Source organism: Pseudomonas sp. HP_12, assembly GCF_055283955.1.
The window spans coordinates 43288-57565 of sequence record NZ_JBTOQG010000059.1; the positions used below are offsets into that span (position 1 = coordinate 43288).

12 protein-coding genes and 1 pseudogene are annotated in these 14278 nt (G+C 62.4%); 7 read left to right on the forward strand and 6 right to left on the reverse strand.

Annotated elements, in window-relative coordinates; genetic code table 11:
* Positions 1-96 precede the first annotated feature (96 nt).
* The 6 genes from ligD to ACYASU_RS22905 form a co-directional block, all read right to left on the reverse strand.
* A complete protein-coding gene (ligD, locus tag ACYASU_RS22880) occupies positions 97-2778 on the reverse strand; it encodes a DNA ligase D (protein ID WP_463584164.1) in 2682 nt (893 codons plus the stop codon).
* A gap of 342 nt (positions 2779-3120) precedes the next feature.
* Positions 3121-3363, reverse strand: coding sequence for a hypothetical protein (locus ACYASU_RS22885; RefSeq protein WP_192172498.1), 243 nt, complete (start codon positions 3361-3363; stop codon positions 3121-3123).
* 134 nt (positions 3364-3497) lie between these two features.
* Positions 3498-4013, reverse strand: coding sequence for a DUF4142 domain-containing protein (locus tag ACYASU_RS22890; RefSeq protein ID WP_463584165.1), 516 nt, complete (start codon positions 4011-4013; stop codon positions 3498-3500).
* 138 nt (positions 4014-4151) lie between these two features.
* Positions 4152-4466, reverse strand: coding sequence for a hypothetical protein (locus ACYASU_RS22895; RefSeq protein WP_463584295.1), 315 nt, complete (start codon positions 4464-4466; stop codon positions 4152-4154).
* Entirely contained in the window at positions 4466-5407 is a 942-nt protein-coding gene (locus ACYASU_RS22900) for a methyltransferase (protein ID WP_463584296.1), read from the reverse strand. The genes ACYASU_RS22895 and ACYASU_RS22900 overlap by 1 nt, the downstream gene beginning before the upstream one ends.
* Positions 5408-5448: 41 nt before the next feature.
* Positions 5449-6804: an iron-containing redox enzyme family protein gene (locus tag ACYASU_RS22905; protein ID WP_463584166.1), complete on the reverse strand. Its 1356-nt coding sequence runs from the start codon at positions 6802-6804 to the stop codon at positions 5449-5451.
* A gap of 227 nt (positions 6805-7031) precedes the next feature.
* Here ACYASU_RS22905 and ACYASU_RS22910 point away from each other — a divergent pair.
* The 7 genes and pseudogenes from ACYASU_RS22910 to ACYASU_RS22940 form a co-directional block, all read left to right on the forward strand.
* Positions 7032-7667 (forward strand): annotated as a pseudogene (locus tag ACYASU_RS22910) (ABC transporter permease); the annotation flags it as partial.
* On the forward strand, positions 7664-8584 hold the full coding sequence (locus ACYASU_RS22915; protein ID WP_463584167.1) for an ABC transporter permease: 921 nt from the start codon (positions 7664-7666) through the stop codon (positions 8582-8584). The pseudogene ACYASU_RS22910 and the gene ACYASU_RS22915, both read left to right, overlap by 4 nt.
* Positions 8581-9600, forward strand: coding sequence for an ABC transporter ATP-binding protein (locus tag ACYASU_RS22920; protein WP_463584168.1), 1020 nt, complete (start codon positions 8581-8583; stop codon positions 9598-9600). The genes ACYASU_RS22915 and ACYASU_RS22920 overlap by 4 nt, the downstream gene beginning before the upstream one ends.
* Complete coding sequence (locus ACYASU_RS22925) at positions 9590-10600, forward strand: ABC transporter ATP-binding protein (protein WP_463584169.1); 1011 nt, start codon at positions 9590-9592, stop codon at positions 10598-10600. The genes ACYASU_RS22920 and ACYASU_RS22925 overlap by 11 nt, the downstream gene beginning before the upstream one ends.
* A 55-nt stretch (positions 10601-10655) precedes the next feature.
* A complete protein-coding gene (locus ACYASU_RS22930) occupies positions 10656-12221 on the forward strand; it encodes an ABC transporter substrate-binding protein (RefSeq protein ID WP_463584170.1) in 1566 nt (521 codons plus the stop codon).
* Between the two features lie 93 nt (positions 12222-12314).
* The gene (locus ACYASU_RS22935) at positions 12315-12836 is read left to right on the forward strand and encodes a CMD domain protein (RefSeq protein ID WP_463584297.1); all 522 of its coding nucleotides are present in this window, start codon (positions 12315-12317) and stop codon (positions 12834-12836) included.
* Complete coding sequence (locus ACYASU_RS22940; protein ID WP_463584171.1) at positions 12836-13429, forward strand: peroxidase-related enzyme; 594 nt, start codon at positions 12836-12838, stop codon at positions 13427-13429. Before ACYASU_RS22935 ends, ACYASU_RS22940 begins: the two co-directional genes overlap by 1 nt.
* Positions 13430-14278: the final 849 nt, after the last annotated feature.

Sequence of the window (14278 nt, forward strand, 5' to 3'; positions counted from 1 at the left end):
TGATTGCTGACGCCTTCCCGGCTAAAGCCAGTCCTGCAATGAGCACGCGGTCCCACTATGGGATCGCGGCCTCACAACGGAGTGCGCGCGGCGGGGCTATTTGAGGCCAACCCGCTTGCGCATCTCCGCCGTGATGGTCTGCCGGGTTTTGCTCAAGTCCGCCCACGGGTCGCTGTCGATTTCGGCAAGGCGTTCGTGGACGGTGTTGATGTCCCAGGCGTTGGCGCCTTTGATCTCCAGCAGCTCTTCGCGATGGATCGGCACCGACACCGGCAGGCCTTCCCGGGTGCGCACCGAGTAGGCGCAGATGGTGGTGGCGCCGAGGCCGTTGCGCAGGTAATCGATGAATATCTTGCCAATCCGGTTCTTCGGCCCCGACACCGCCGAAAACCGCTCCGGCAGCAGCCTGGCGATGTGCTTGACGATGGCGTGGCTGAACTCCTTCACGGCGTCCCAGTCGGCTTTCGGCGTCAGCGGCACGACCACATGAATGCCCTTGCCGCCGCTGGTTTTCAGGAACGATTTAAGCCCCAGTTCATCCAGCACGGCGAGGGTCAATTGCGTGGCCTCCACCATGGTTTTCCAGGGCAGCGCCGGGTCAGGGTCGAGGTCGAGAATGAAGCGGTCCGGCCGCTCCAGATCCCTGGAAACAGCGTTCCAGGTGTGCAGTTCCATGGCGCTCATCTGCACCGCACCGATCAGCGCCTCGATGTTGTTGAGCAGCATCACGGGGTGGCCGGTGTATTCCTTGCCCATGGTCTCGATGCCGGGGATGGCCAGGCGGTCGGCGTTTTTCTGAAAGAACAGCTCCCCGCCGATGCCCTCCGGCGCACGCACCAGTGCCACGGGGCGTTGGGCCAGTTGCGGCAGCAGCCACTCGGAAATACGGATGTAGTAATCGGCGAGGTCACGCTTGGTCGCGCCGCTGGTGGGGTCGATGACCCGCTCGGGGTGGGTCAGGCGGATCTTGCCCGTTGTGGCGTCGGTGGGCGCTGCTGATCCAGGCCGGCTTTCTTCGGACTTGGCTGCCCTGGATGCTGTTGCGCGTTTGCGCGCGGGCTTTGGCTTCTCCTCAGGCTCTTCTCGCTCCGACTCTGGCTCGGAGGTTTGCTCGGCAGAAACCGCCGGAGCCGGAAGCTCTTCGGTGATCGATTCGGCAGGTTTGTCGGTGCGCAGGCCATGGAACACTGCGTGCCGCACCGATCCGTCTTTGGTGATCTCGGCGAAGGCCACTTCCGCCAGCAGCACCGGTTTCAGCCAGTGCACGCCTTTGGCTTCAAATCCGGTGGGCGGATTGACCACCGCAGCCTTCTTCCCGTGGAGCGGGGTCAACTGGTCGTAGATCGTGCCCAATGTCGCTTCGTTGAAACCGGTGCCCACCTTGCCGGCGTACCTCAGTTCACCGCTGTCGGCATCGTGCAGACCCAGCAGCAACGCGCCGAATTTGCTGCGCGCGCCCTTCGGATCGGTGTAGCCCACGACGATGAATTCCTGGCGGCGTTTGCACTTGAGCTTGATCCAGTCGCCGCTGCGGCGTGACACGTAGGGGCTGCCGGCGCGCTTGCCGATCAGGCCTTCCATCTTCATCTGGCAGGCGCTGTTAAGCAGGACTTCCGGCACTTCGGCGAAGTCCTCGGAGTACCTGAGCACCTCGTCGTCGGTGCGTTCGAGCACCTTGGACAGTGCGGTGCGTCGCTGTTCCACCGGCACTTCCCGCAGGTCCATGCCGTTCAGGAAAGGCATGTCGAACAGGTAATAAATGATGTTGCCGCTGCGGCCGGCCTCGAAGGCGTTCTGCAGGGCCTGGAAGTCAGGCACGCCGTCATCGTTGGCGACGACCATCTCGCCGTCGAGCCAGGCCGACTCAAGGCCCAGCCCGGCGATGGCTTCGGCCTGGCGCGGCAGTTTATGGGTCCAGTCATGGCCGTTGCGGGTGAACAGCTGCACCTTGCCGTCGGCGACCCGCGCCATGACCCGGTAGCCATCGAATTTGATCTCGTAGCGCCAGTCGCCTTCGGGGGCGGACTCCACCAGGGTGGCCAGTTCCGGCTTGATGAGGTCCGGGAGCTCTGCAGGTTCGGCGCCCACCAGCTGCGCCTTGGCGGATTTTTTCCGTGGGGCAGGGACCTTCTCTACGGGCTTCGGCTGTTCAGGCTGGGGCTTTGCCGACCTGGACGCGGTCGACGTGCCGCCACGTTTTTTCGGGATCAGGGTGCGCTCGCTGAGCACGCTGTCGGGCAGCGCCTTGACCACGTCGTAGTCGGTTTCCGGGCGGGCGAATTCGTCCTGATGCTTGATCAGAAACCATTGTTCCTGCCTGCCGGGAATGTGCGTCTTGACCAGGTTCCACACGCCGCCGAGCTTCTCGCCCTGCAATTCAAATTTGAGTTTGCCCTTGGCGTAGGCGTCGGCGGGGTCGGAGAGGGGCGTCCACACGCCGCGGTCCCAGACGATGACGTCGCCTGCACCGTAATGCCCTTCGGGAATGCTGCCCTCGAAGGTGGCGTATTCGACGGGGTGGTCTTCCACATGGACCGCCAGGCGCTTGGCTTTGGGGTCCAGCGAAGGGCCCTTGGGCACGGCCCAGCTTTTCAGGGTGCCATCGATCTCGAGGCGGAAGTCGTAATGCAGGCGGGAGGCGTCATGCTTCTGGATACAGAACTGCAGGGCATGGGCGGCCTTTTTGCTCGAAGCGCGTTTTTTCTTTGCGCTGCCTGAGGGCTCAGGCGTGGCGTCGAAATCTCGCTTGCGGTTGTATTCGTCCAGTCCGGCGCTCATGGAAATCCCTCACCCTGCGGCATGTGTCTGTTAAACGCAGAGTTCGCGGCGAGGTCGGAGTTCCAGAGTGGGAGCGATCGTCTCCTTACACCTGCAAAAATGATGGCGCCTGAACGGGCCTCTTCCCGGCTGAAGCCGGTCCCACTAAAGGATCGCGTTTCCATAGTAGGACTGGCTTCAGCCGGGAAGGCGTCGCCTAAGACACTGCAGTACGGAGGCGCTTGAACGGGCCTCTTCCCGGCTAAAGCCGGTCCCACTAAAGGATCGCGTTTCCATAGTAGGACTGGCTTCAGCCGGGAAGGCGTCGGCCCAGACACTGCAAGATCACGATAGCGGAGCAGGTCAAACAGCCCCACGCTGCTCGGTCGCTTCGGCCAGCATCGCCAGGGTCTGCTCCATGTCGACGATGGAGGCCTCCAGCGTGGCGAAGCACTGGGCGATGCTCTGCTTGTCGTCCACCGTCTGGTGCCCGGTCAGCTCGGTGACCTCGGACAGCTCAAGGCGGAACAGTTCGTTCACGCTGCCGCGAAGTTCGTTGAGTTGGTTGAGGACAACAGCCATTTGATTGCGGGTTGCATTGCTCATGTCGGGCCTCACTTACTAAGGGGCGGGCGTATGTCCCATGAAGACACTCTGACAGATATGAAAAAGGCAGGGTCTCTAAACCCTGCCTCTCTCAACTAAATGTTCGAATTAGCCTTTAACAGGCACCGCCCGAATTACTTGGCAGCGTCACCGCCGTGTGCTTTGGCCAGGGCCTTGGCGTGGGTCAGGTGCTCTTCCAGCTTAGGCAGAGTCGCCGTCGCGAACGCTTTCAGATCAGCGTCCTTACCTTCAGCGGCTTCTTTCTTGAACAGCGCGATCGTTTGTTCGTGGGCAACCACCTGGTTGTTCGCATACGCCTGATCGAACGACTTCGAGCTGCGCAATTCCAGGATCATCGCTTTCGCTTTGTCCATCAGCATGGCGTTGTCGGAGACTTCCAGCTTCTTGGTGTCAGCGATGCCTTTGAGTTTGGCATTGGCGGCGGTGTGGTCTTTGACCATCATTTCCGCGAACGCTTTTACATCCGCAGAACTGCCTTTTTCCAGCGCGAGTTTGCCGGCTTCGACTTCAGCCACACCTTTGGCGGATGCATCTTCAACGAAGTCGTCATTGTCTTGGGCAGCGAAAGCGCCTTGGCTACCGATGGCCATCAACAATGCGAGTGCGGAAGTCTGAATGAGATTTGCCATAGTGAAGTTCCTCTTCTGTCCTTGACGTGGCTTGAGTGCCCGTATTTATTCCGACGCAATGAACGCGTTAATCGTTCAGAGAATTTGATAACGCGCCGCTGTCAGGTCATGTGTTGCAAGTCTGGCGTCAGCAGCCGCTCACTGTTGCATTGACTCGAACCAGTTCCGATAGGGCGTATTCACAGCCTTGTAGCGATTGAAATCTGCCGCGCCGTCCGACCACCACACCGGACCGCGCTCACCCAGTGCAATCTTCGCCGCGTTGACCGAAGCACGGGCCGCCTTGAGCGCGTCTGCATCATCGGCGCGCTTGGCGACTTTGACCGCTTGGCGGGCCTTCATCAGCGCGTTGACCCACTGCTGCCGCTCTTCTTCGCCAAGGGCGGGGTTGCTGCAGCGCCACAGTTGGCCCTTGACCACGAAATAGCGGCCATCCGGCGTGGTCGGATAGATCACTGGATCCGCGTCACCGTCAGCACCACGGCGGCAATGCGGTCAGCTTCCTGATAGGTCTCGGTGTCCAGCTCTTCACCGAACACGTCGGGGTCCATCTCGCGATAGGACCAGGCGAGGTCAGGACGGTCGACAAGCTTGCGCGCCTGCTCAAGGAAGAGGTCAACGCCGTCCACCGAGGGAGCGCCGGTGTACAACAAGACGCTGCCGCCCGGGGCCAGTCGCTCGATGGCTTGGGCCAGAATGCGCACCGAAAGCTCCGAACCCAGCTGATCGCCACCATGGCGGTAGGCGCGTTCCTGACTGTCTTTCATGTAAGGCGGGTTGGCGACGATCAAGTCAAACTCGCCCGTGGTGCCCGCCAGAATGTCGCTGTGGTAGGCGACCACGTTATCGGCCTTGGCCAGCGACGCGTTGACGGCGGTAAAGCGCAGGGCAGTGGGGTTGATGTCCACGGCCAGCACGCTGGCATCCCGGCGGGCACGGCCGATCAAGATCGCGCCGACGCCACTGCCGCAGCCGATGTCGACGGCGGTGCGGATCGGGTGCGTCGAGGTGCGCAAATGCTCCTCGATGGCCTGGGCGAAGCGATAGGTGTCGGGTCCGAAGAACACCGAATCGTGGGCCACGGTAGGGAAGGCGGAGTGGACGAACAGCAAATCGTCGAGGCTCGACCAGCGCACGTCGCTGACCCACAGGCCAGCATGGGCACGGAGTACGCCGGCGGCAAGCAAGGTTTCGAGCTCGGCTTCGTCCAGCAGGCCGGTTTCGAAAGGGCGGCTCCAGCCGAAAACGTCGCGCAGGCTACGGGCTTTACGGTTCTGCTCACGTCCGTTGACGCGCTGATGGGTCAACGGTGTAACCGTCATGAAACGATAGTTATCCGCCTGCAGGCGTTGGCCCAACTGCAGCAGCGCGAGGTCGTGGCTTTCGTCGGTCATTTCCGGGGTATCGAATGTCGGCCCGAGCAATGTCTGCTGGTTCATCGTGTCAGGCTTCCTTGCGCCAACTGGCGGGCATAGATTCGGGTGGCCGCCAGACCTTCCGGCGTTGGATGGGAATCGGGAGCGATCAGCTCAACCAGCTTCTCCAGAGGCAGGGCAGGGGCGTTGCGCGGCTGTGCGACGTCGTTGGCGGCCACGTGGCGGCGACGAAAGCGGGTGCGGAACGGGTTGCTCTGCTCGGCGGCCTGCCAGTCACCGGCGATCCAGTCTTTCAACAGCTGCATTTCATAACCGCTGAACACGCCGAACATCACCGCGCCGGGGCCGTCGATCAGTTGCCAGAAGCGGCTGTCCTGCGGGTCTTGATTGCGCTTGATCCAGCCGCGATCTTCCAGCGCACTCAGCAGCCGACGGCTCTGGCCAGGAGTGGCGAGCCAGTCATTGATCGTGCGACCTTCGAGGCGGCAATAGTCCGAATGCATATGCTGGCCGAAGGTGCTTTTGGTCTCCAGCATCGAGACCACTTCTTCTTCCAGATCGAACGCGCGGACGATGTCGGTCGAACCAATGCCTAGATCATTGAGCAGGTAGCCTGCGCGCAGACGCTGAAGAAATTCATCCTTGCTATCGTCGTTCGGCAACAGATCCAATACGGCCTGTACCGCCTTGTGGGCGTGGCCCGAGCTGGCGTTGTCGATGGTCACGTGCAGGGTAAAGTAATACGGGTCGATGCCCAGCTCACTCAGTTCGAAGGCGGTGATCAGCAGGTGCAGCGGCAGTTGTTCGTAGCCGAGGTTGTAGCCCAGCACTTCTGGCAGGAACTCGTCGCTCAAGTGGCCGAGACCCAGTTGAATGGCGCCCTGCAAATACAACGAGTCGTCCAGCTGCGCGATGGGCGCGCAATCGTGTTCGGTCAGCAGATTGCGGTACAGCACCACGTGGTTCAGTGCAGGCTCACCGTCGCCCAGCTCTTCGAGGTAGGTGCGGATCAGGCCGTGATAGCGCCAGTCATTGGCATGCTTCACCGTGCCGTACAGCCAGGCGCCGTCCACCAGCTTGCTCGGTGCAACGCTTTGCAGGAAGAACAGGGCGTGAGCTTTGTTGGTGAAGAACTTGCGGGGCCCGCCGGCGCGGCGTTCCTCGAGATAGACGCGATATTGCTCGGCCACTGAATGACTGTTATTGGCCACCCATGCCGACAGATCATTCAGGTCATCAGGCAGGTTTGACGGCAGCATCTTCGCGACATCCAGTTGCTCCTGAAGGAAATCACGGGCGTTGTCCCGCTCGGCTTCCACCTGTCCGCGCAGCAGACGGGAGTAAAGCGAGTGGTGGGCGCCGTTGGATAAGTGCGCCGTGGCAGAACGCTCGGAAAGAAGCTGTAAAGAGGTCATGGGTAGCCTGCTGACTTTTCTTGATATGTAGGTTCAGAGGGAGGCGGTTCGCGAAAATTCCATCGAGTTGCAGGGCAGTCGATGATCGACACCCGTGGCGGATGAATGGCCGGGATCTGTACTCAAATGACGATCACTGAAGTCAGGATCGTACAAGGACGGGCACCGGCGCCGAGGGTCGGGTAGAGGACCTCGCGCCGTTTTCGCCTCACCGTGTAGACTTCGGGCCCCTGGGCATGTTTGCCGGCACCTTCCCGGATCACCCGCTGTCGCGAATGATGATGGCCGCCAGCATCGTCGGCTTCTCGCTGCCGGCGTTCTGGGTCGCGCTGATGATGATCATGCTGTTCTCCATCAAGCTCGGCTGGCTGCCGGCCAGCGGTCGCGGTGAAACCCGCGAGCTGTTTGGCGTGCAGTGGTCGTGGCTGACCCTCGACGGCCTGCAACACCTGCTGCTGCCGGCGTTGAATCTGGCGCTGTTCAAAATCTCGCTGGTGCTGCGTCTGACCCGCGCCGGTGTGCGCGAAGTGCTGCCCCAGGAGTTCGTCAAATTCGCCCGGGCCAAAGGCCTCTCGCCGATGCGGGTGATGTGCATGCACGTCATGCGCAACACCATGATTCCGGTGGTGACGGTGCTGGCCATGGAACTGGGCTCGACCATCGCCTACGCCGTGGTCACCGAGAGCATTTTTTCCTGGCCCGGTGCCGGCAAGCTGATTCTGGACAGCATCAACATGCTGGATCGCCCGGTGGTGGTGGCTTATCTGATGGTCGTGGTGGTGATATTCGTGGTGCTTAACCTGATCGTCGATGGCCTGTATTACCTGCTCGATCCCCGGGTTCGTGTGGAGGGCTCGCGATGAACGCCGCTTCCAAACCGGTCCCGTCCCACGTTGGCCTGCAGGCGCAATCACCCTGGCGCCGGGTCGTCCTCGAATTCATCAGTTCGCCCACTGCCGTCGTTGGCTTGCTGGTGCTTGTGCTGATCGTGCTGGTGGCGGTGCTGGCGCCATGGATCGTGGTGCAAAACCCCTACGACCTCATGCAACTGAACGTGCTGGATGCGCGGCTCGCACCCGGCAGCGCCAATATGGACAGCGGTTACACCTATTGGCTGGGCACTGACGGACAGGGCCGCGATCTGGTGTCGGCGATCCTGTATGGCCTGCGCATCAGCCTGTGGGTCGGCATCGGTTCGGCGCTGATCGCGGCGGTCATCGGCACCCTGGTCGGGCTGGTCTCGGCTTACGTCGGCGGCTGGCTCGACGCCTTGCTGATGCGCCTGGTCGACCTGCTGCTGTCGTTCCCGGTGATTCTCATGGCGCTGATGATTCTGGCGTGGCTGGGCAAGGGCGTGGGCAACGTGATGCTCACGCTGATCCTGCTGGAATGGGCGTATTACGCCCGCACGGCGCGGGGTCAGGCCCTGACCGAAAGCCGCCGCGAATACGTGGATGCCGCCCGCGGCCAGGGCATCCGACCGTGGCGCATTGTCGTCGGCCACATTCTGCCCAACTGCCTGCCGCCGCTGATCGTCATCGGCGCGCTGCAGATTGCCCGGGCGATTACCCTGGAAGCGACCCTGTCATTTCTCGGCCTGGGCGTGCCGGTCACCGAGCCTTCACTGGGGTTGCTGATCGCCAACGGCTTTCAATACATGCTCAGCAACGAGTACTGGATCAGCCTGTTTCCCGGCCTGGCGCTGTTGATCACCATCGTCGCTATCAATCTGGTGGGCGATCGTTTGCGCGATGTCCTCAACCCGAGGTTGTTGCGATGAGCCTGCCTGAACGCAACGCGGCGACCATGTCCACGCCCACACAAACGCCAACGCTGGAAGTGCGCAATCTATGCACCTCTTTCTACACCCGCGCGGGCGTGTTGCCGGCAGTGCGCGACGTGTCATTGCGGGTCGCGCCGGGGCGCATTCTCGGTCTGGTGGGGGAGTCCGGTTCGGGCAAGTCCGTGACCGGCTTTTCCATCCTTGGCCTGGTCGATGGGCCCGGCCGGATCAGCGGCGGTCAGGTGCTCTTCAAGGGGCGTGACCTGACCCAGCTCAGCGCAGCCGGCTTGCGGGAATTGCAGGGCAACCGCATCGCCATGATTTTTCAGGACCCGATGATGACCCTGAACCCGGTGCTGCGGGTCGACACGCAAATGATCGAGGCCGTGCGCGCCCATCGTACCGTCAGCAAACGCGAAGCCCGCGCCCATGCCGGTCGTACCCTGGCGCTGATGGGCATTCCCAGCCCGGAAGAACGCCTGCGTGCCTACCCGCACCAACTGTCCGGCGGCATGCGTCAGCGGGTGGCGATTGCCATTGCGCTACTGCATGCCCCGGACTTGATCATCGCCGACGAACCGACCACGGCGCTGGACGTGACCATTCAGGCGCAGATCCTCAGCGAGGTGCAGAAGCTGGTGCGGGAGCAGGGCACCTCGCTGATCTGGATCACCCATGACCTGTCGGTGGTCGCCGGCCTGGCCGATGACGTGGCGGTGATGTACGCCGGGCGCATCGTCGAGCAGGGTTCGGTGGCCGATGTGCTCGACCGTCCGCAACACCCTTACACCCAGGGCCTGATCGACAGCCTGCCGAGCCGCAACAAGCGCGGCCAGCGCCTGCGGCAGATCCCCGGCATGGCCCCGGATCTGCTGTCGATGCCGACCGGTTGCGCCTTTGCCGCGCGCTGCTCGCGCGCCTCGTCGGTCTGCGCTGAAGAACCGGCCGAGCGCGAGATTGCGCCCGGCCAGACCGTCCGTTGTTTTCATCCCGGAGCCGCCGATGCGCAGTGAATCAACCCCGCTCATCGAGCTGCGCCAGGTCAGCAAGACCTTCGGCACAGCGGCGGACAGCTCCGTTCAGCGCCTTCTGCAACGCCTGCACGTTACCCGTCCACGGCCGGTCACCCACGCCGTCGACAAGGTGGATCTGCGCATTCAGCGCGGCGAAGTGGTGGGGCTGGTTGGCGAGTCCGGCTGCGGCAAGTCCTCCCTCGGTCGCATGGTCGCGGGGCTGTTGCCGGTGTCGTCGGGCACCGCGCTGGTGGACGGTCAGGCGCGGGACAGCCTGACCCCGCAAGAGCGCCACGCCGTACGCTTGAAAGTGCAGATGATTTTCCAGGACCCGTCGTCGAGCCTGAACCCGCGCCTGCGGGTGGACCGCATCGTCGGCGAGGGCGCGCTGTTGCACGGTCTGACTGATAAGGCCGGTTTCGACGATTACGTCAGCGCGCAATTGCAGCGCGCCGGGCTCAGCCCGCAACTGCGCCAGCGTTATCCGCACCAGTTCAGCGGCGGCCAGCGCCAGCGCATCGGCATCGCCCGGGCGCTGGCGGTGCAGCCTGAGTTGCTGGTGTGCGACGAGTCCGTGGCGGCGCTGGACGTGTCGATTCAGGCGCAGATCCTCAATCTGTTCATGGACCTGCGCGACGAACTGGGGCTGACCTATCTGTTCATCAGCCATGACCTGGGCGTGGTCGAGCACCTGTGCGATCGCGTGGTGGTCATGTACCTCGGCCGGGTGGTGGAAAGCGCCTCGGTCGATGACCTGTTCGCCCGCGCCAATCATCCCTACACCCAGGCGCTGTTGGCGCAGATCCCGCGTTTCGATGTGCGCAGTACCCGTTATGACGCGATCAAAGGGGAAATCCCCAGCCCGCTGAACCCGCCTGCCGGGTGTCATTTCCACCCTCGCTGCCCGCATGCCACGGCGCGCTGCCGCGAGGAAGTTCCGGCCCTGAGGGAGGTTTCGCCGAACCACCTGAGTGCTTGTCACCTCAACGATCTGTCATGAGCGCGCCCCTCGAAGCGCGTCCTGAATCCCAGCCATTGCGTACAAGGAATCTCCCATGCAACCACGTGTTCGCTCACTGATCGCCACGGCACTGCTGCTGGCCGCCGGGGGTGTCTCGGCCCAGGATCTGCGGATCGGTTACGCCGACCCGGTCTCGTCCCTCGACCCGCAACTGAACAACTACGCCGGCGACCGCTCGGTGGCGCTGCACGCCTTCGAATCCCTGGTCAATCGCCACGATGACAAGACCCTGCCGGGCCTGGCCAAGAGCTGGAAAGTCGTGGACCCGACCACCTGGCAGTTCGACCTGCGCGATGACGTCAAATGGCAGGACGGCACGCCGCTGACCGCCGATGATTTCGTGTTCTCCTTCGAGCGCGCGCGCAACGTGCCCGGCAGTGTGGCGTCGTACGCCGGCGCCATGCGCACGGTCGAGTCGGTCAGCGCGAAGGACGCCCACACGCTGATCATCAAAACCCGCACGCCGAACGCCAATCTGCTGCCTGACGTCGACTCGATCTACATCGTCAGCCGCCATGCCGGGGCGAACGCCAGCAGTGCCGATTACAACGCCGGCAAGGCGATGATCGGCACCGGGCCGTATCGCTTCGTCTCCTACGTGCCGGGTGACCGGACGATCTTCGCGCGCAACGACAGTTACTGGGGCGGCAAGCCGACCTGGGACAAGGTCGATTTTCGCTTTATCGCCAACGCCGCGAACCGCACGGCCGCGCTTCTGGCCGGCGACGTCGACGTGATCGACAAGGTTTCGCCGACGGACGTGGAGCGGTTGCGCAAGACCCCGAGCGTCAACGTGTTTGCCTATCAGGGCCTGCGTGCGCTGATCATTCAGCCGAGTTTCCGCGAAGGGCCTAACGAGTTCATCCGCGACAACGCCGGCAAGCCGCTGGCCGAGAACCCGCTGCGTGACGTACGCGTGCGCAAGGCGCTGTCCCTGGCGATCAACCGCCAGGCCATCGACGAACGCATCATGCAAGGCACCGTGACCGAGGCCAATCAGTGGATGCCGGCCAACACCTTCGGCTACAACCCGCAGGTGAAAAACATCCCCTACGACGTCAAGCAGGCCAAAGATCTGCTGGCCCAGGCCGGCTTTCCCGAAGGCTTTCAGCTGACCGTCCACGTGCCGGGCGACCGTTACCCGCAGGCGCCGGAAGCGATGCAGGCGGTGGCGCAGTTCTGGTCGCGGATCGGCGTCAAGGTGCAGCTCGAAGTGCTGCCGTGGGCGGTGTATGCCGGCAAGGCCAACAAGAATGAACTGGCGATCAGTGTCATCGCCTGGGGCAACGGCACCGGCGAAGCGGCCTACGCGCTGACCAACATTCTCACCACCGTCGACAGCGCCAAGGGGCAGGGCGCTTCGAACTGGGGTCATTACAGCAACCCGCTGGTGGACAAGGCGCTGGTCGATTCAACCGCCGAATTCGACGAAGCCAAGCGCCGGCAGATTCTGGAGGACTCAGTGAAGGTGGTCAGCGACGACGTCGGCATCATCCCGCTGTTTCATTACCAGAACATCTGGGCGGCGCGTAAGGGCCTGAAAGTCGAGCCGCTGGTGAGCGACCGCACCGCCGCGACCATGGTCACCGAGCAACCTTGATTCTGCATGTCCCCGCGGCGACACAGGTGCGCGGCGGGGACGACGTCCCACTTACTGTCAGGAAACGTCATGTCATTGAACGCCTCTCACCCGCTGGACACTGTGCCGGGCACTGAGCCCGATGTGCTTGATGGTCTGCTCGGTATTCAGCCGGGCTCGACGCTTCACACTGTTCGCCATGCCCGCGACAAGGTCGCCTCGGCCACCCAGGGCAGTCAGGATTTGTTTTTTGCCCCTGAACTGCCGGGCAATCTGTCGCTGACCGAACGCCTGTGGGTGGCCTATTACGCCGCCCATCTGACCCCGCACCCAACGCTGGCCGCGCACTATCTGGCGCAGTTGCACGCCCAGCGTGTGGACGCGTTGAGCGTGGCGAGCATTGACTCCGGTTCGCTGGATGAGCTGAGCGACCCTCGATTGCGCGGCATTCTGGAATTCACCCGGACATTGATCGAGTCGCCAGTGCATGGCGACCAGGCGGCGTTGCAGGCGCTGCACAATGTCGGGCTGAGCACTGAGGAAATCGTCGTGCTGGCGCAGCTGGTTGCGTTCATGTCCTATCAGGTGCGTCTGGCCGCAGGGCTGGGTGCACTGCTTTCTGCTGGAGAAGCGTGATGAGCGAGCCGATTCGCGACAATGGATTCACCAACGAGGTGCTGGGCTGGAAGGCCTGGCTGCCGATGGTTGATCTGAACAGCGCCACCCCCGAGCAGATCGCGGTGCTCGAAGAGAGCCATCCCCAGGCGAAGACCTCTGACTATTACCTGACCCTGGCCCATCACCCGGACATTCTTCGCCAGCGTTCCCAGGCCTTCAACGCCATCATGTACGCCCCGGGCGGGCTGTCCCGAGCCGAACGTGAACTGGCGAGCACCGTGGTTTCGTGCGTCAACCGCTGCGTGTACTGCGCCTCGGTGCATGCCCAGCGGTTTGAGCAGTTGGCCAAGCGCAACGACGTGATCCGCAAGGTCTTCGCCGACCCTGCCACCGCGGGCACCAACGCACGGGAAAAAGCCATCGTGCGCTTTGCGATAGACCTGACACTGGCCCCGGCCTCGATCGATGCCACCCACATCAAGGCGTTGCGCGAACAGGGCCTGGACGATGGGCAGGTGCTGGACCTGATACACGCCATCTCAATTTTCGCCTGGGCCAACCGCCTGATGCTGAATCTGGGGGAGCCGGTGTTTTCCGCGGATAAGGGTTGATGGATTTTTAGGGGCCAGGGCCATGTTGTGGTGTGGCGTCTGACGCCTTCCCGGCTGAAGCCGGTCCCACAGTCCGCATTCTTAGTGGCACGGGGACAGATTAATTTACGGTGAAGCGTTGTAAATAAATCAGTCCCCTTTCAAACATTCAGCGGCTGGAATGCCGTCTTCGTGAGCAGGCTCACTCCCACATGAACCGCAGTAACCCCGGGAGTTTGCTGCGCGCATAACCATCATTCCCGGCTACAGCCGGTCCCACCGTCCGGGTTTGAGCCAATCATATTGGATGCACGCGATGCACTTAGTGGGACTTGTTTAAGGGGACTGATTTATTTACAGCGCTTCACCGTAAATTAATCTGTCCCCGACGTACGGGATCTGCGGTGCCGGTGTCCGGGTTTTCGCCAGCCGCATTGGACGCACGCGATGCTTTTAGTGGGACCGGCTTTAGCCGGGAAGAGGCCAGTATGTGTGTTTAAGGGGACTGATTTATTTACAGCGCTTCACCGTAAATTAATCTGTCCCCGACGTACGGGATCTGCGGTGCCGGTGTCCGGGTTCTCGCCAGCCATATTGGACGCACGCGATGCTTTTAGTGGGACCGGCTTTAGCCGGGAAGAGGCCAGTGTGTGCGCCATAAAATTTGCGGTGTGGCATCCGACGCCTTCCCGGCTGAAGCCGGTCCCACAGGGGATATGCAATCCCATCCTTCGGGTTTCAGTCAGTGACACTGGATGCACGCGATGCTTTTAGTGGGACCGGCTTCAGCCGGGAAGGGGCCATTGAGTACGCAGCGGATTTTGTGTTGTGGCATCCGACGCCTTCCCGGCTGAAGCTGGTCCCACCGTT